Origin of the sequence: Paractinoplanes maris (assembly GCF_023544465.1) — a bacterium.
GTDB classification, from domain to species: domain Bacteria; phylum Actinomycetota; class Actinomycetes; order Mycobacteriales; family Micromonosporaceae; genus Actinoplanes; species Actinoplanes maris.
In genome coordinates, this window is the sequence record NZ_JALPVL010000003.1 from 447,298 (window position 1) to 463,831 (window position 16,534).

Sequence of the window (16,534 nt, forward strand, 5' to 3'; positions counted from 1 at the left end):
GCGACAGCCCGGACCGTGAACGGCCCGGGCTGTCGCGGAGACCTCGTTACTCGACGAGCGTCGGTTCCTCGTCAGGCTCCGCGTGCTCCCGCAGGTGGCGGTTGTGGCGCGGCTCCTGCTTGGTCTTCGAGTCGTTCAGCTTGCGGCGCAGGTCGTCACGGACGTCGTTCAGCGCCGCGTGCAGGTCCTCCTCGCTCGAGGTGGTGACGATCTTCTGACGGCCGGCGATCCAGCACTCCAGCGTGACCTTCTGACCGCGTGCTTCCCGATCCTTGACCGACACCTCGAGTTCGGTCGAATCGGCGTGGAAGCCGGCCAGGCGCGCATCGAGCGTGGCGAACTGCTCGGCGATCCAGTTGAGGTCGCCCTGCGAGAAACCGGCGCCGACCCGTAGGCATTGGCCCACGGTGGCGGGATCTGTCACCGCACTCATCACATCTCCTCGAATCGGAAAAATCTGACCTTGACCTCCTTCCCCGGCGGCGAGGAGGCTCAAACGGCCCGATCGTGGGTACTCAGGGACGCATGTTCCTCATCTTCGGTTTCCGTACCAAACCTGAGGCGCTCGGCTGGGTCGGCGGACCCTGCCGGGTGTGCGGCCAGAACGGCAGCCGGCTGCTGATCCGCGAGGTGACCCGCTTCAGCCTGTTCTTCATCCCCCTGATCAAGGTGCGCACGCGCTATGTGGTGGAGTGCCACAACCCGATGTGCCGCTCGGTCGACCGGATCAGCAAGAGCGAGGCGGAGAGCCTGATGCGCGGCGGCGTCCGCACAGCCTGACGCCGGGGGTGGTCGACCGGCCGAGGGGTCAGTACCGGAATGCCGACACCAGAGCGGTCAGGTCGCTCGACATCGCGGTCAGCTCGGCGGTCGACTGCCGGGTCTGCGTTATGCCCTCACTCGTGCGGCGGGCCGACTCGGCCACCCCGGCGATGGTGCCGGAGATGTGCCCGGTGCCCGCGGCCGCCTCGCCCACACTGCGGTTCATCTCAGCCGTGGTGGCGGTCTGTTCCTCGACGGCTGAGGCGATCGTGGTCTGGAAGTCGCTGATCCGCGCGATGACCTGGCTGATCTGCTCGATCGCGGTGACCGCCCCGCCGGTGTCGGCCTGGATCGCCTCGACCCGCGACGAGATGTCCTCGGTGGCCCGGGCCGTCTCCTGAGCCAGGTCCTTGACCTCGGCCGCCACCACGGCGAACCCCTTGCCCGTCTCACCGGCCCGGGCCGCCTCGATGGTGGCGTTCAGGGCCAGCAGGTTGGTCTGCTCGGCGATCGCCGTGATCACCTTGATCACGCTGCCGATCTCGGCCGACGACTCACCGAGCTTGGTCATCGTGGCCGACGTGCCCGCGGCCAGTCCGACCGCCTCGCCGGCGACCTGGGCCGCCTCGGCCGCGTTGCGCGAGATCTCCCGGATCGCCGCGCCCATCTCGTCGCTGCCGGCCGAGACCGCGTCGACGCTCCGGGAGATCTGCTCGGCCGCGGCCGACACGCTCTGCGCCCGCGTCGACGAGTCCTCGGCCGACACGGCGATCTCGCTGGCCACGCCGGACAGGCGCTCGGACGCACCGCCGAGCGCGGTCGCCGACCTGTCGATGGTCATCACCGTGTCGCGGAGCCGGGTCACCGCGGAGTCGAGCGCCTGACCCATGCGGCCCGGCTCGTCGCGCGACATCAGACCGGCCGTACGCGTGAGATCGCCCTCGGCCAGGCCGTCGCACACGTGGCGGACGCGGGCCATCGAGCGCACGATCTGCCGGGCCACCAGTGCTCCGAGGGCCAGAGCGAGCAGCGCCCCGGCGATCAGCAGCACCAGCGACACCGTCCGGCTCGAGTGGTAGCCGGACCGGGCGGCCGCCGCGTTCGCCTTCGCGTCGCCGTTCTCGGCCGTGCGCATGCCGATCAGGTCGCCCTCAACCTCTTGCATGAGTGGCGCGAGCTCGGCGTCCCGGACGGTCTGCCAGGTGTCGAGGTCGTTGCGCAGGCCCGCCGGGAACAAGCGGTCCTCGACGATCCGCCGGAAGGTGCCGAAGTCGTCGGCCAGTTCGGCGATCGCGGCGTCGTCCACCACCGGGTTGCTGGTGCGATACGCGGCCAGTGAGGCCTGCAGCTCCGCGAAGTCGGCCGCGAAGGCCTGGCGGTACTGCTCCTTGCGGGTCGCGGTGGCCGAGATCATGAAGTTGGCGGCGTCCATCCGGGCCTCGGCCAGCGACGTCCGGATGTCGCCCAGCTCGTTGACCCCGGCCACGTTGCTGACGTAGATCTCCTCGGCCGAGTCACTCGAGGTGCTCAACGCGCTCAACCCGACCGCGCCGACCATCACCGCGACGAGGATCGCCACGCAGACCGCGCCGAGGATCTTCGTCCGCACGCCCAGGTTCTTGAGCACGTCTCCCATCACCACAACGTATTTCGCGCAGGTCGGCGGTGCTGGGACATCGACGCTTGCGTGCGCCTTGTAACCTCTGCCCGGCCGGGTCGCGCAGAGAGATCCGATCGGTCGGACATAAGGGGTACACGTGGGCACACGCAGGGTGACCGGAGCGGGAGCGGCCGTACTGATCGCCGCGGCCCTCTGCGGGTGTGACTCGGCCGAGAAGAGCACGACGACGCCCGGTCTCGAAGCGCGGGGCACGGTGCTCACCACCGTCAAGCCCAAGCGCCAGAACCTGAGCAACCAGATCAGCCTGGGCGGCTCGGTCACCATCAACCCGGTCTTCGGCATCGTCGCGCCGGTCGACGGAGAGTTGCGCTACCTCGACAAGAGGCCGTCGAAGGCCGCGGCCGCGCGGCCCAAGTGGGTGGCGACCATCTGGGACGACAACGGCGACCCGCGCAAGGTGATGATCCCGAAGGACTCGATCCTCGCCGGGCGGCTGATGGACGACCGCTCCGACGTGACCGAAGGCATGCCGATCATCTCGGCCAAGCACGCCGGGTACGGCATCGTCGCCGAGATCGACAGCGCGCAGGCCTACCGGGTCTCGGGCGCGATCACCGACGTGCGCGCCCAGATCAAGAACGGCCCGGGCCCGTTCGCCTGCACCGCCGTCGGCACCATCGCCGCCCTGCCCGCCGGCACCATTCCCGAACCTCCGCCGCCGGTCCCGACCACCCCGGCGCCGGGCGCCTCGGGCGCGCCGGTGCCGCAGACGCCGGTCGAGCAGGGGCCGGCGGAGAACGGCGGCTCCGACGGTTCCGAGGCCACCGGCATGCGGCTGGTCTGCGTCCCACCGGCGAGCGTCAAACTCATCAACGGTGCCCAGGTGACCCTTCAGGTGGTGACGGCCAAGGCGTCCAAGGTGCTGGTGCTGCCGGTCGAGGCGGTGGCCGGCACCCAGGGCAAGGGCAAGGTCGACATCGTCGGGGCGGACCAGCAGCGCAAGACCGTCGACGTGGTGCTCGGCCTCACCGACGGCAAGGTCGTGCAGATCAAGTCGGGCCTCAAGGGTGACGAGACCGTCGCCGTACCCGGACCCGACCTGCCCGCGGCCCCGCCCGGCGCCGAGAGCGGCGGCGACGGCGGCAAGGGCGTGGGCGGATGACCACGGCGCTGATCGAGCTCAGCGGCATCACCAAGGTCCTGAAGGGTCAGGAGCAACCCCGCACGATCCTCGACGGTGTCGGCTTGACTGTCCACCCCGGAGAGAGCGTGGCCATCGTCGGCCGGTCCGGCTCGGGCAAGAGCACGCTGCTCAGCGTGATCGGCCTGTTCGACCGGCCCGACTCGGGCAGCTATCTGCTCGACGGCCAGGAGATCGCCCGGCTGCCCGAGCGGCGTGCGGCCCGGCTGCGCAGCTCCCACTTCGGTTTCGTGTTCCAGCGGTTCTTTCTGCTGAAACACCTGACGGCGGCCCAGAACGTAGCCATGGCACTGGTCAACGGCCAGGGCTGGCACCCGCGCCGGCAGCGCCGGACGCGGGTGATGGAGGCGCTCGAACAGGTGGGTATCGCGCACCTGGCGAAGAACCGGCCGACCAAGATGTCCGGCGGCGAGCAGCAGCGGGTGGCGATCGCCCGGGCCCTCGTCCGGGATCCGAAGGTTCTGCTGGCCGACGAGCCGACCGGCGCGCTCGACACCGAGACCGGCACGCTCGTCATCGACGCGCTGCTGTCGGCCACTCAGCGCGGCTGCGGCCTCATCCTGGTGACCCACGACCGCGACCACGCGGCGCGGATGGGCCGCACCCACGACCTGATCGACGGCGTGCTGAACGAACGGGTGGCGGCACGATGAGGCGCTTCTCGGGCCGGTTCCGGTCCTCGCTGATCATCGGCCTCCAGGGCATCCGCGCCCGCAAGCTGCGCACCCTGCTGTCGATGATCAGCCTGTTCCTGGGCGTGCTGGCCGTCGTGGTCGTGCAGGCCGGGGCGAGCATCGCGGAACGAGCTCTGCTGGCCGATCTGGAGCTGACGGCCGGCTACGACGGCACGCGCGTGATGGAGATGCAGGCCTCGCAGCAGGCGGCCGAGGTGCTGACCACCACGGCCAAGGGCCGCTCCGACGCGGTGGTGATGCTGGGCATCAACGGCATCGTCGGCGAACCCGGCGTCCTGCCGGTCAACCCGGGTGGGTCCCCGATCGACGAGGACTGGGGACCGCCGATGAACTGCGACGAGAACGGCTGCGTGCCGATCGGTGGCCCCGAAGGCGAAGCGGTGGAACTCCGGTTGACCGCGCTGACCGGAGACGTCCGCAAGTTCCGGCCGTTCCGCCAGGAATCGGGCCGGTGGCTCGACTTCACGACGGTCCCCGCGCTGGCGCCCCGGCTGGTGCTCAACATGGAGGCGGCCAAAGCCTTCGACCGCCACCACGTCCCGGCCGAGATGCGGGTCGGCGGCGCGGCGAACAACGTGACACCACGCTTCACCGGCGTGGTCGACGACGGCGACGGTCAACCCCGCGCTTACGTACGGCTGGACGAGCTCACCAACTGGCTGCCGACCTCGAAGCTGGCCGACCCCAACACCAGCGGCGAGCTGCGCCTGATGATGACCGCGGGCTCGCCGGTCGAGCAGGTGGTGACCAGCAAACTCAAGGCCATGGGGAACGAGCCGTACGCGTTCACCGTGGAATCCCGCAAGGAGCAGGAGAAAACACTGACCCTGATGCGGTTGGTGTTCTTCGCGATGGCCGGGCTCGTGCTGCTGATCGGCGTGGCGGGCATCCTGAACGTGGGACTGGCCACCGTGGGCGAACGGGTCGAGGAGTTCGCCCTGCGCCGGGCAGTGGGAACGCCACGCTTCCTGCTGGCCGGCATCGTCCTGGTCGAGACATTACTGACCGGCCTCTTCACCGCCGCCGCGGCGATCGGGGTGAGCGTGGCCGGCTTGCGGGTGGTGTCGATGATTGTCGGCAGTTCCGAGCCGCTACTACGAGACGTCCAGTTCCCGTGGGAAGCCGGCGTGGCCGGAATCATCGCGGGCCTTGTCGCCGGGGTGCTCGGTGGATTCGTTCCGGCGTTGAGAGCAGCCGGCATTCCGATCGCGACGGTCATGCGGGCCTGAACCGGTCGGTGGGTTGGACTCGCTTGCGCTGGACGTCGGAGGACAAGAACAGCTGGGTCTTTTACCACAGCTCTCCCCCTGGCTTGGGGGCTCTCCGGGCGACGGCAAGCGCAGCTCATCGTGAGCAAGGGCAGTACGCAAGCCGCCCTTTGCTTGCGTACTGCCCTTGATTGCGATTCGCTTCCGCCTGCCGTCGCCCGGAGGGCCCCCAAGCCTCCCACCGCAACCATCGCCAGAGAGCTCTCCAGCGATGGCCGGGGACTGGGGCAGCGCCCCAGGGTCTACCCCCCGAATCGGCAGCGCCCCGCCAGAAGCGGCCGAGCTGCGACACGGCCCCGCGGAGCGTCAGTCCTAACTAGACTCGGGGATGACCCAGCTCCCGTCGGCTGAGCAGATCGCCCGGCCGGAGGAGCTGAGGGAGACCGACGAACACGCGGCGGTGGCCCGCAAATCCTGAGGCGGTCGATGAGTTCGGCCGTGCCCACCGGTCTGACAACACATGACCGGACAACGGCAAACAAGGAGAACATCATGACCGCCACCTACACTTTCGACGTCTTCTCCAGCGTCGACGGCTTCGGGGCCGCCGGCGGCGACTGGACCGGCTACTGGGGCAAGCAAGGCCCGGAGTTGCTCGCCCACCGCCTCGAGCAGTACGACGGGGAGCAGCGGATGGTCTTCGGCGCCACCACCTACCGCGAGTTCGCGCGGATGCTGGCCGGCAGCACGGAGGAGTCCGAGGTCCGCGACCCCTGGGTCACCAAGATGATCAATCTGCCCGCCACGGTGGTGTCGAACACGCTGACCGGACCGCTCGACTGGCACGACGCGACTGTCGCCGGTGGTGACGCAGTGGAGGTTGTGCGGCGGCTCAAGCAGGAGTCCGATGCGCCGTTGCGCTCGCACGGCAGCCTGTCACTCAACCGGGCGCTGATGGCGGCCGGGCTGGTCGATCGCGTTCAGGTGTCGGTCTTTCCGGTGATCACCGGGCGGACCGGGCTCAGTTCGATCTTTCAGGGGGCCGAGGATTTCGACCTCGAGCTGATCGGGAGCCGGACGCTCGACGGGCGCGTCCAGGAACTCGTTTACCGGCCCACGCTGCATGCCTAGCCCGCGGTGAGCCGGCGCGGCGGCGGACGAGCGGTGGTGTGGCCGGGGTGACTCTGCTGTCGGTCGTCGTGCCGGTCTTCAACGAGGAAGCGTTCCTCGGGTCGTGCCTGGACGCGGTGCTGGGGCAGGAGGAGCCGGTGCACGAGGTCATCGTGGTCGACAACAACTCGACCGACCGGACCTGGGAAGTGCTCGACGCGTACCGGGGAAGGGTTTTGATTCTGCGCGAGCCTCGGCCGGGAGTGCAGCACGCCCGGAACCGTGGCCTGGACGCGGCCTCGGGGGCCGTGCTGGGGCGGATCGACGCGGACACCCGGCTGCCGCCGGACTGGTCGCGGCGGGTGCGGCTGGCGTTCGAGGATTCCGGGGTGGACGCGGTCACCGGGCCGGTGGGCTACTACGACGTGGCGCTGGGTCCGCTGCTCGGGCTGGGTGACGCGGCGATCCGATGGGCTTGGAGCCGGCCGGTGATCGGCCGGATGGACTGGTTGTTCGGCGCCAACATGGCTGTCCGGGCCAGTGCCTGGCGGCTCGTGCGGCCGGTGCTGTGCACGGACGGCTCGGCTCACGAGGACATCGATCTCGGCATCCATCTGCGGGCCGCGGGCGGGCACATCGCGTACGACCCCGGATTGCGCGCGAGCACCTCGGCGCGCCGCATCGCCGACCGCTTCGGCGATTATCGCCGCTATCTGCTGATGAGCGAGGCCGGCTATCGCGCCCATCGGGCGATGGTGCCGCGCGGCTCGCTCGTGCGCGCGTGGCTCACCGCGCGGTTGCTGTTGGTGCTGTTTCCGGTGCTGCGGTTGCTGTTCGAGCTCCGGTCGGGGGGCCGGGTGCGGTCGCGGAAGAATCCGATGTCCCGCCGTTGAGCGTCGATGCGAGAGCCACCACCGCGATCCAGGCCAGGCCGCCGAAGAGGGCGACCCGCTCGAGCAGCCCGCTGGGGTTGCCCGGCAGCACGCCCGCGTCGTCGAGCACCACCAGCACACTGGCCGCGACGAACGTGATGGCCATGAGCAAGGCAACGGCCAGGCCCGCGTACGGCCGGTGGACGCACCGCCCGAGCAGGGCCGCCGCCACGACGCCGGCCCCCCCGAGCGTGACCGCCACCAGCTGGTGGGCCAGGCCGATCGCGGTGTGCGTCTCGGGCACGTCCGGCGGGTAGCCGATCCCGGCGTCGGTCGGCAGCACCGCCAGCACAATCAGGCAGGCGCCGCACCAGCCGACGAGCCCCACCGCCCACCGCACCGGGACGGGAGCTACGGTCCAGCGCGCCGACGTGAGCTGTCGCCGCAGGCCGGCCGCGCCGATGAGGAGCCACAGGCCGCAGAGGGCCAGGTTCACGTCGGCGAGGCGGCCGCCCGGGCCGAGCGAGAGCTGGCTGATCCAGTTGCGGCTCGGGTCGTAGCCCGGCCGGGTCAGGCCGGCCACGGTGACGAAGACGATCATCTGAAGCGCGGCCAGGACACACGCCAGCGGCAGCATCCGGGCGACCCGCGTCGACAGCACATCCGAAGCCTGTCACCCCGAGGCAACCGCATGATCAACATGATCACGGCTGCCCACGAATGTGATCTACGTCTGCGCAGAATGCTCAGCCGACGCACGTCACATTGCTCATTTTGATCGTCGGCGATCAGGGTTGCCCGCATGGTTACCGTCACGCTTGCCGAGTACCTCGGGCGCCGCCTGGTCCAGTGCGGCGTCGGCCACCTGTTCGGGGTGCCCGGCGACTTCAACCTCACGCTGCTCGACCACCTGATCCCGGTCGACGGGCTGGCCTGGGTGGGATCGCCCAACGAGCTGGGCGCGGGGTACGCCGCCGACGCCTACGCGCGCAGCCGCGGACTGGCCGCGATCGTGACCACCTATGGCGTGGGTGAGCTGAGCGCCCTCAACGCCATCGCGGGCAGCGCGGCCGAGGATGTGCCCGTCGTGCACATCGCGGGCAGTCCGTCGACCACGGCGGTGGCCGCGAGGCGACCGGTGCATCACACGCTGGCCGACGGGGTTTTCGGGCGCTTCGCCAACGCGTACGCCGAAGTGACCGTGCACCAGGAGATCGTGACCGCCGGGCGGGCGGCCGAGCAGATCGACGCCGTGCTGCTCGCGGCGATGACGCACCGCAAGCCGGCCTACCTGAGCATCCCGCAGGATCTGGCCACGCTGCCGGTCGACGCCGCTCCCCTGGCGACACCGCTCACGCCGGTCCCGCGCCGGCCGCTGGAGTTCGAGGCCGCGCTGCGCGAACGACTCAGGACAGCCACCCGCCCGGTCATCGTCGCCGGCCACCTGGTCGCACGGTTCGGCCTCGGCGCCGAGGTGCTGGCCGCGGCCACCAAGGCCGGTATCCCGATCGTCACGTCGCTGGCCGCCAAGGGAGTCATCGACGAGAGCGAGCCCCTGCACCACGGGGTCTACGCCGGCACGATGATCGACGAGGCCGCCGCGCGACTCGTCCGCGAAGCCGACCTCGTCATCGAACTGGGCACCGTGGCCAGCGACGTGCTCTCCGGCTTCTTCACCCACCGCGGCCCGGACGAGCAGGTCGTGCACGTCGGCGCCACCACCGCGACGATCGGCCTCGGCGAGCCCCGGCCGGTGGCTTTCGCGGATGCCATCCGTACGCTGGCCGCCTTTGACTTCGTCTTCGAGACGGCCGCGAGGGGCGAGCCAACGGCCCGGCGCGCCGCGCCAGACGAACGGACGCCCGGGCACGCCGCGCCAAACAAGCCGACGCCCGCGCACGCCGCGCCAGACAAGCAAACGCCCGGGCACGCCGTGGTGGACGAGCGCACGACCGGGCACGTCGCGGTGGATGACGACGCGGCCCTCAGTCAGGAAGCGTTGTGGGCGGCGGTGCAGGACTGGCTGCCGGGTGGCATCGCGCTCCTCGCCGACACCGGTACGTCGTTCTGGGGTGCGGCCGGGTTGCGTCTGCCGCCCGACACGGTCTTTGTGGGTCAGCCGATCTGGAACTCGATCGGCTATGCCTTGCCGGCCGTGCTGGGGCAGGGGCTGGCCGACCCGGGACGCCGCCCGGTGCTGATCGCCGGGGACGGCGCGGCGCAGATGACCGTGCAGGAGTTGAGCACGATCGCCGCCGCTGCGCTGAAGCCGGTGGTGTTGCTGCTCAACAACGACGGCTACACGATCGAGCGGGCCCTGCAGAGCCCGGACGCCGGCTACAACGACGTCGCCGCCTGGGACTGGGCCGGCCTGGTCACCGCGCTGACCGGCGACAAGGTCGACTATCACCGCGCCGAGACGGCGGCCGACCTGCGGCACGCGCTGACCGCGATCGGTGACGCGTTCACGTTCATCGAGGTCGTGCTGGACAAGTACGACGCCCCGCCGCTGCTGCGCCGGTTGGCTGAGCGCAGCGGCGGCGGGGCGCCGGGGACGAGCTAGGCGGTCGCGGTCGCGTAGGCGGCCGAGCCGATCAGCTCGAGCGAGACCTGCAAGCGCTCGAGGCTGATGTTCTTGGCGATGGTGTCCTCGGGGCTGTGGTAGGGCGGTTCGAGCAGCGCCGGGGACGCCTCGCCGCGCCACGAGAAGTTGGCCGCGGCGATGCCGACCTCCTGGAACGACTGGTGGTCGCTGGAGCCGCGCAGGGTCACCGGCGAGATCCGCGGGGTGTAGCCGAGGCGTTGCGCGGCCGCGGTCACCCCGTCGGTGGCCCGGTTGGCCAGCCCGTCGAACGAGAGCAGCCAGTATCGGGTGGCCGGATCCCAGCTCGTCGCGACCATGTCGTTCTGGTAGACGGCCAGGATGCGGTCGCGCTCGGCCTGCGGGAGCTGGGCCACGTAGTAGCGCGAGCCGATCAGCCCCTGCTCCTCCGAGCCCCAGAGGGCGAAGCGCAGCTGGGCGTTGGTCGGCAGCTTGCGCAGTGCCCGGGCCAGTTCCAGGCACAGGACGGTGCCCGAGCCGTCGTCGTTGGCGCCGGGTGCACCGATGACGGTGTCGTAGTGGGCGCTCACCATGACGACCGGGCCACCGGTGGTGCGGCGGGGCGCGTTGGCGATGACGTTGTGCGACGTGAGGTTCCGGTGCGCCGTCGTCGACAGGGTCAGTGTCAGCCGCCGGGCCGCGAGCAGCTCGCGCAGCCGGTGCTTCTGGGCCTGGGCGACGCCGACGACCGGGATGGGCGCCGGGGTCTCGGCGAGTCCGGGCAGGGCCGGGCTGAAGGCCGAGGCCCGTCGCGGCTCGACCAGGTCGGCCGGCAGGAAGATGACGGCGGCCGCCCGGCGGGCCACCGCGGTCGCGACGACCTGCTCGCGCGTGGCCACCACGTAGTCGATGAGCAGGATCTTGCCGGTGACGTCGGCCGGGTAGTCGGCCTCGCCGCCGAGCCCCGCGTCGACCACGTCGCCGCGCACCCTGGTGTCCAGCTTGGCGTTCGGCGAGGCGCCGCACTGCCAGTTGAGGTCGGTGGGCAGCCCGCGGGGCGAGCTGAGCTGGGCCAGGAACTTGTCGGCGACCGGGAACGGCTGCAGCTCGACGTCGTAACCGAGGAGGTCCAGCACCCCGGAGATGTATTTGGCGGCCACCAGCTCCGACTTGGTGCCACCGATGCGCGGCCCGATGCCGATCGACAGCACCTTGAGGTGGGCCAGCGCGCGCTCCGCCGACACCCGCCGGGCCACGTCGAGGTCGTGACCGGTGAGCGCGGGCGGCCGGGTCGCGCCGGGGCGCAGGCCGGTGGCGGCCCAGGCCGGTGCGGGCAGGGCGACCGCTGCCGCTCCGCCCAGCGCGACCGACAGCATGCGCCGGCGGCTGACCGCGGACGGGTGCTCGTGCGTGTCCAAAGGTTCCTCCAAGTCGATCCGGCTCGTGATCCGGCGAGGACGCGAGGCCGTGGTCGGGCCGCCGCTCCCCGTGACTGATGAACCTAAGGCGTAGTTAGAAGTTCTTCAATACTTACAGCTGTGGATACTGAGGGGCGGCCCGTTCCTCCTGCATACCGGCTGGTGCGGGCCGCCGATCGACGTTCGCCGGAATCAGGCCGGCTGTTCCAGGCTGGTGCTGGCCGGGGGCGGGGCGGCGGGGTCGTCGAGCTTGGCCGTGGAGTGCTCGTCGTCCTCGCCGGGGTCGTGGGTGCCCGGCGGTTCGCGGTCCGGGGTGGGTTCGCCGTCGGGGTGGGCGAACAAGTAGCGGACGGCGGTGTTGACCACGGCCAGCAGCGGTACGGCGATCAGGCCACCGACGATGCCGGCCAGCACGACGCCGGCGGCGATGGCCAGGATGACGGCCAACGGGTGCAGAGCGACGGCCCGGCCCATGATCAGCGGCTGCAGGACATGACCTTCGAGCTGCTGTACGGCGATGACGACGCCCAGCAGGATCAGCGCCTTGACCGGTCCGACCGTCACCAGCGCGACCAGGCAGGCGACGGCACCGCTGACGGTGGCACCGACGACCGGGATGAACGCGCCCAGGAAGACCAGCGCGGCCAGCGGCAGCGCCAGCGGCACCCGCAACGCGAACAGGCCGATGCCGATGCCGATCGCGTCGACGAAGGCCACCAGGACAGTCGCGTGCACATACGAGACCAGGGTGTGCCACGAGTAGTGACCGGCGCGGGCGGTCGGCACCCGGGCCGCGCGGGGCAGCAGGCGGCAGACGAAACGCCAGATCTGATCGCCGTCGCGCAGGAAGAAGAACAGCGTGAACAGCGTGAGGAAGAAGCCGGTGGCGACCTCGCCGATCGTCGTCGCGGTGGTCAGCGCGCCCGAGGTCAGCGCCCCGCGGTTGGCGGTGATGGCGTTCTGGGCCTGGGCGATGGCGTCGTTGATCTGATCCTGCGAGATGTGCAGAGGGCCCCGGGCCAGCCAGTCCTGCACCTGGCCGACGCCGTCGCCGACCTGCGTGCTGAGCGTGTCCACCTGCGAGACGACGGTGTTGACGATCAGTCCCAGGCCACCGAAGACGACGATCAGCGCGGTGATCAGGACCAGGGCCGCGGACGGTGACCGGCCCATGCCCCGGGTGCGGAGCCAGGCGGCGACGGGCTGGAACATGGCCGCCAGCAGGACGGCCACGATGACCGGGATCAGCACGACGTCGAGCCGGGCGATCACCTGGAGCAAGAGCCAGCCGACGGCGAAGAACAGCACGATCCGCCAGGCCCAGGCACCGGCGACCCGGATGGGCCGGGGCAGCCCGTCCTCGTCGCGCGGCGAGGCGTCGACCATCACGACGGGCGTGGCCGTCGCCGTCGACTCGTCGAAGAACGGCGGCGGCGCGGCGCCCTTGCGGGCCTGCTCCAGCCGGGCACGAGCACGCTCGCGAACTTCATCGATCCAGGCCATCCGGTCCTCTTCCCCGCACTCCCGGCCGGCCGGGCGCGGGCCGGGAGGCGGCCGCGACGCACTGCGACCGAACCGGCCAACGCATCTGATCCGGACCTCGGGTACCCCGGCGCCAAAATGGGAAACACGGGACAGGACGTGCGGTCCATTACAGACGGTCCCCGCATCCCGGTGAATTGCTTGGCCGGGCATCCGCATCCGCTTTCCGGCCGCATGCGAGGTCGGGTCGCGAATGTACGAATTCCCGGGCCGGAAAGGCGAGGTGGTTACCCGCATATCCGCAGCCCATGCACGGTTCCGGAGGTTTCGTTAATGGCTTCGGGAATGGGCTGCCGAATACCCCTGAACGGCCCGTGGGCGGCGCATTCCTGTGCTGAGCTGTTGCGGACCCGACAACTCGAGAACTGGAAAGGAACAACCGAGATGCGCATGAAAGATCGCCGGTTCGCCGCCGGGGCCGGCCTGCTCGCCGGGGCCGTGCTGGCTCTGGGCCCCGCGTCCGCCGCACTGGCCGCCGAACCGGATCCAGGCGCTCCGCTGGGAGCGGCTCAGGCCGGGCCGGCCGGCAGCACGTCCGTCGCGCCGGGCAACTGGCCGAAGCCCTACGACGGACCGAGCATCGTCGTGGTGATCCTGGGCAGCCTGGAAGGGCTTTCGGGACTGCCCGGCATGGCCGGCTGGCCGATGAGCCCGCCGCAGTCCGATCAATCGCAGCCCAGCGTTCCGGGCGGTCCGCTGTCGAGCGGCGAGGACGTGAGCGCGCCCGACCCCGGCACCGCGGCACCCAGCGAGCCCGGGCCGACCCCGACCACGGAGCCCAGCCCCACGAACGCACCCAGCGCCGCGCAGACCCCCGCCCCGGCCGCCACGACGACACCGGCCGGCACCACCGCCCCGGCCACGACTGACACCACCGGCACAGCAACCGCGGGCACCGCCGGCACAGGAACCACCGACACCGCCACCGCGGCATCCACCGGGACCACCGGTACAGCAACCACTGACACCACCGGCACAGCGTCCACTGACACCGCCACTCCGGCGTCCACCGACACCGCCGACACAGCGTCCACCGACACCGCCGACACAGCGTCTGCTGACACCGCCGCCACAGCGTCCACCGACACCACCGGCACAGCGTCTGCTGACACCGCCGCCACAGCGTCCACCGACACCACCGGCACAGCGTCTGCTGACACCACCGGCACAGCGTCTGCTGACACCACCGGCACAGCGTCCACCGACACCACCGGCACCGCAAACACCGACACGGCCACCCCGGCGTCTACCGACAATGCCGGCACAGCGTCTGCTGACACCGGCACCGCGACGTCCACGGCGACCGCGGCACCCACCGATCAGACGAACGTCACCGGCGTTGACGTCACCGGCACCGAGACGACGCTGAACGGCACGGCCGGCACTCCGGCGACGACGGCCGCGCCGACCGCCGGCTGAGAATCACCGACGTTCCCGCACGGCACCGGCACGTGAATGGGCCGACGCTCCTCGATGGAGCGCCGGCCCGTCGTGTCTAACCCGCCGGCGTCCCGCTCACGGTCAGGTGGCGCAGGCGGCCACGGTTGTCGAACGAGCCGAAGCCGACCCGGCCCGACGTGAACGTCGTGTCCCGCGCGGTCATCAACGGATCGGACGACCCGTCGACGTACACCGCGATCTCGCCCGTGGCCGGGAGGTGCTTCACCCGTACGTCATGGAAGCGCTCGTCGACGATGGCCGGGTTGGCGCCGCGCGAGCGACCGTTCCATTGGTAGTCGATCCGCTGACGGTCGGCGTTGCTCACCTTGAAGATGCCGTTGTGCGGCAGGATCGTGTTGTCGGTCGAGAGGTGCGCGTAGTAGAACTCCGTGTCCGACCGGTAGCCGAATACGATGATCACATCGCGGTTGGTCAGCGACACCGGCTCGTCGAGCCGCACCTGCGCGCGGATGTCCACGGACTGCCAGACCGGCCCGGCTGTCAGCACCGCGTACTCGAAGGGCCGCCGCGGACCCGGGCGCTCGCTCCCCGCCTCGGCCAGGATCACCTGGTTGCCGCTGAACTGCCACTTGGCCGGGGTCACCGGCGCCCAGTTCGACGCGCGCGGCGCCGGTGAGATCCGCACCGGACCGGCCGGCGCGGCGGCGAAGGTCCTGGTCCCGGTCACCTTCCAGATCTTGCCGTTGGCCTTGGCCAGGATGTAGAGCTCGCCCTGGGCGTCCGTGCCGAAGCGCAGGTCCACCCGATTGGGGTCGCCGGGCGCCCCGGGTCCGGAGAGGTCCTGCATCCGTACGGGGGTGCCGCCCGCGGTGAAGAGGTTGAGCCGGTGGATCGTGGCCGGCTGGTGGCCCCGTCGCATCTCCGCGGCCTCGGTGTAGAGCACGCGCCCGTCCACCAGGTCACCGAAGACGTACTTGCCGCGCAACGCCGGCACGTCCCGGCCGCGGTAGACGAAGCCGCCCGCCACCGCGACACCGACGTCCGAGGTGCAGTTCCAGCCCGGTGCCGGGTTGTGGTCGTACGCCGCCACCGGGTAGACGTATCCGCTGTCGTCGGCCGGCAGCGGGAACAGCCGGTCGCAGGGCGTCGCCGGGGTCTTGTCGAAGACGAAGGCCCCTTCGCGCTCGCTCCAGCCCATGTTGTCGCCGGCGCGCACCTCGTAGATGGCCTCGATGGCGTGCTCGCCGATGTGGCCGAGGTAGAGCTTGCCCGTGGCGCGGTCCCAGCTGAACCGGTGCGGGTCCCGATATCCGTACGAGTAGATCTCACCCGCCGTGCCGGGCTGCCCGGCGAACGGGTTGTCGCGCGGGATCCCGTACTTGCCGTTGGGGCTGTTGTTTCCGGCCGGGTCGATACGCAGCAGCTTGCCGTGCGGGAGGGCGAGGTTCTGCGGGTCGGTGTTGTTGACGCCCTGCCCGCCGTCCCCCACGGCCAGGTAGAGCTTGCCGTATTCAGGGCTGCCCTTGCGCGCGGTCGGGTTGAAGTTGATTTCCTGGATGCCGTGGATCTGCCCGCCGAAGCCGATCCGCAGCATTTCGCGGTGCGTGCCCGCGAACGTGTCGGCGGCCGGGTCGGTGGCCTTCCACTCGTTGATGACGCCGTGATAGATCACATTCGCCTGGGCGTAGTCGGGTACCGCCGTGGTCGCCGACGCCTGCTCGGTGTGGATCGTGTAGAACAGGCCGTTGCGCCCGAAGTCGGGGTGGAACGCCACGTAGCCGAAGCCTTGCCCGAGCCCGCGGCCCGAGAAGAACTGCGGCGCGAAGGTGGCGGCCACATCGAGGTAGACGCTGGGGACGCCGTTCTTGACGACGTACAGGTTGCCGTTGAGGTCGGGCACCGCGCGCCGGCCGGAGCCGTCGGGCAGCTCCATGATGGTGTTGATCCGCGCCACCCGGTCGAGCCGCGGGTCGATCAGCGGCGGGTTGGTCCGGCTCTGCGGGAACTGCGCGTACTCGGTCAGGACGAGGCCGAGCTTGGAGGTGACCGGTTCGGTGGGCACCGGGTCGTAGACGGGGGCCGGGTCGGCGGCCGACGCCGGGACACCCACCAATGTGGACATAAGGACCGCGCCGACGGCGGCTATGGCGAATCTGCGCATG

General features: G+C 70.6%; 14 protein-coding genes. 8 read left to right on the forward strand and 6 right to left on the reverse strand.

The window, feature by feature from the left end; genetic code table 11:
• Positions 1 to 46: 46 nt before the first annotated feature.
• A complete protein-coding gene (locus tag NAG42_RS11210; protein WP_250030137.1) occupies positions 47 to 433 on the reverse strand; it encodes an HPF/RaiA family ribosome-associated protein in 387 nt (128 codons plus the stop codon).
• A 92-nt stretch (positions 434 to 525) separates the two neighbouring features.
• On the opposite strand from NAG42_RS11210, the gene NAG42_RS11215 reads away from it, so the two are divergent.
• On the forward strand, positions 526 to 780 hold the full coding sequence (locus NAG42_RS11215) for a zinc ribbon domain-containing protein (protein WP_250030139.1): 255 nt from the start codon (positions 526 to 528) through the stop codon (positions 778 to 780).
• A 28-nt stretch (positions 781 to 808) separates the two neighbouring features.
• On the opposite strand, the gene NAG42_RS11220 is transcribed toward NAG42_RS11215, so the two are convergent.
• Entirely contained in the window at positions 809 to 2,398 is a 1,590-nt protein-coding gene (locus NAG42_RS11220; RefSeq protein ID WP_250030140.1) for a methyl-accepting chemotaxis protein, read from the reverse strand.
• A gap of 121 nt (positions 2,399 to 2,519) precedes the next feature.
• On the opposite strand from NAG42_RS11220, the gene NAG42_RS11225 reads away from it, so the two are divergent.
• The 5 genes from NAG42_RS11225 to NAG42_RS11245 all read left to right on the forward strand — a co-directional run bounded on the left by NAG42_RS11225 (position 2,520) and on the right by NAG42_RS11245 (position 7,490).
• A complete protein-coding gene (locus tag NAG42_RS11225) occupies positions 2,520 to 3,545 on the forward strand; it encodes an efflux RND transporter periplasmic adaptor subunit (protein ID WP_250030141.1) in 1,026 nt (341 codons plus the stop codon).
• The gene (locus NAG42_RS11230) at positions 3,542 to 4,237 is read left to right on the forward strand and encodes an ABC transporter ATP-binding protein (protein ID WP_250030142.1); all 696 of its coding nucleotides are present in this window, start codon (positions 3,542 to 3,544) and stop codon (positions 4,235 to 4,237) included. Before NAG42_RS11225 ends, NAG42_RS11230 begins: the two co-directional genes overlap by 4 nt.
• Entirely contained in the window at positions 4,234 to 5,508 is a 1,275-nt protein-coding gene (locus NAG42_RS11235) for an ABC transporter permease (protein WP_250030143.1), read from the forward strand. Before NAG42_RS11230 ends, NAG42_RS11235 begins: the two co-directional genes overlap by 4 nt.
• A 531-nt stretch (positions 5,509 to 6,039) precedes the next feature.
• Positions 6,040 to 6,618, forward strand: coding sequence for a dihydrofolate reductase family protein (locus tag NAG42_RS11240; RefSeq protein ID WP_250030144.1), 579 nt, complete (start codon positions 6,040 to 6,042; stop codon positions 6,616 to 6,618).
• A gap of 47 nt (positions 6,619 to 6,665) precedes the next feature.
• Positions 6,666 to 7,490: a glycosyltransferase family 2 protein gene (locus NAG42_RS11245; RefSeq protein WP_250030145.1), complete on the forward strand. Its 825-nt coding sequence runs from the start codon at positions 6,666 to 6,668 to the stop codon at positions 7,488 to 7,490.
• On the opposite strand, the gene NAG42_RS11250 is transcribed toward NAG42_RS11245, so the two are convergent.
• The gene (locus NAG42_RS11250; RefSeq protein WP_250030146.1) at positions 7,384 to 8,130 is read right to left on the reverse strand and encodes a DUF998 domain-containing protein; all 747 of its coding nucleotides are present in this window, start codon (positions 8,128 to 8,130) and stop codon (positions 7,384 to 7,386) included. The genes NAG42_RS11245 and NAG42_RS11250 overlap by 107 nt on opposite strands.
• A 141-nt stretch (positions 8,131 to 8,271) precedes the next feature.
• Here NAG42_RS11250 and NAG42_RS11255 point away from each other — a divergent pair, with 141 nt between their 5' ends.
• Positions 8,272 to 10,032: an alpha-keto acid decarboxylase family protein gene (locus NAG42_RS11255; protein ID WP_250030147.1), complete on the forward strand. Its 1,761-nt coding sequence runs from the start codon at positions 8,272 to 8,274 to the stop codon at positions 10,030 to 10,032.
• Here the strand turns inward: NAG42_RS11255 and NAG42_RS11260 are convergent.
• Complete coding sequence (locus NAG42_RS11260) at positions 10,029 to 11,429, reverse strand: M28 family peptidase (RefSeq protein ID WP_250030148.1); 1,401 nt, start codon at positions 11,427 to 11,429, stop codon at positions 10,029 to 10,031. The two genes, NAG42_RS11255 and NAG42_RS11260, sit on opposite strands and share 4 nt — an antisense overlap.
• Positions 11,430 to 11,621: 192 nt before the next feature.
• Positions 11,622 to 12,932, reverse strand: coding sequence for an AI-2E family transporter (locus tag NAG42_RS11265; RefSeq protein WP_250030149.1), 1,311 nt, complete (start codon positions 12,930 to 12,932; stop codon positions 11,622 to 11,624).
• 423 nt (positions 12,933 to 13,355) lie between these two features.
• Between NAG42_RS11265 and NAG42_RS11270 the strand changes: the two genes are divergently transcribed.
• Positions 13,356 to 14,390, forward strand: coding sequence for a hypothetical protein (locus NAG42_RS11270; protein ID WP_250030150.1), 1,035 nt, complete (start codon positions 13,356 to 13,358; stop codon positions 14,388 to 14,390).
• 76 nt (positions 14,391 to 14,466) lie between these two features.
• Here the strand turns inward: NAG42_RS11270 and NAG42_RS11275 are convergent, their stop codons facing one another.
• On the reverse strand, positions 14,467 to 16,533 hold the full coding sequence (locus NAG42_RS11275) for a PQQ-dependent sugar dehydrogenase (protein WP_250030151.1): 2,067 nt from the start codon (positions 16,531 to 16,533) through the stop codon (positions 14,467 to 14,469).
• Position 16,534 lies beyond the last annotated feature (1 nt).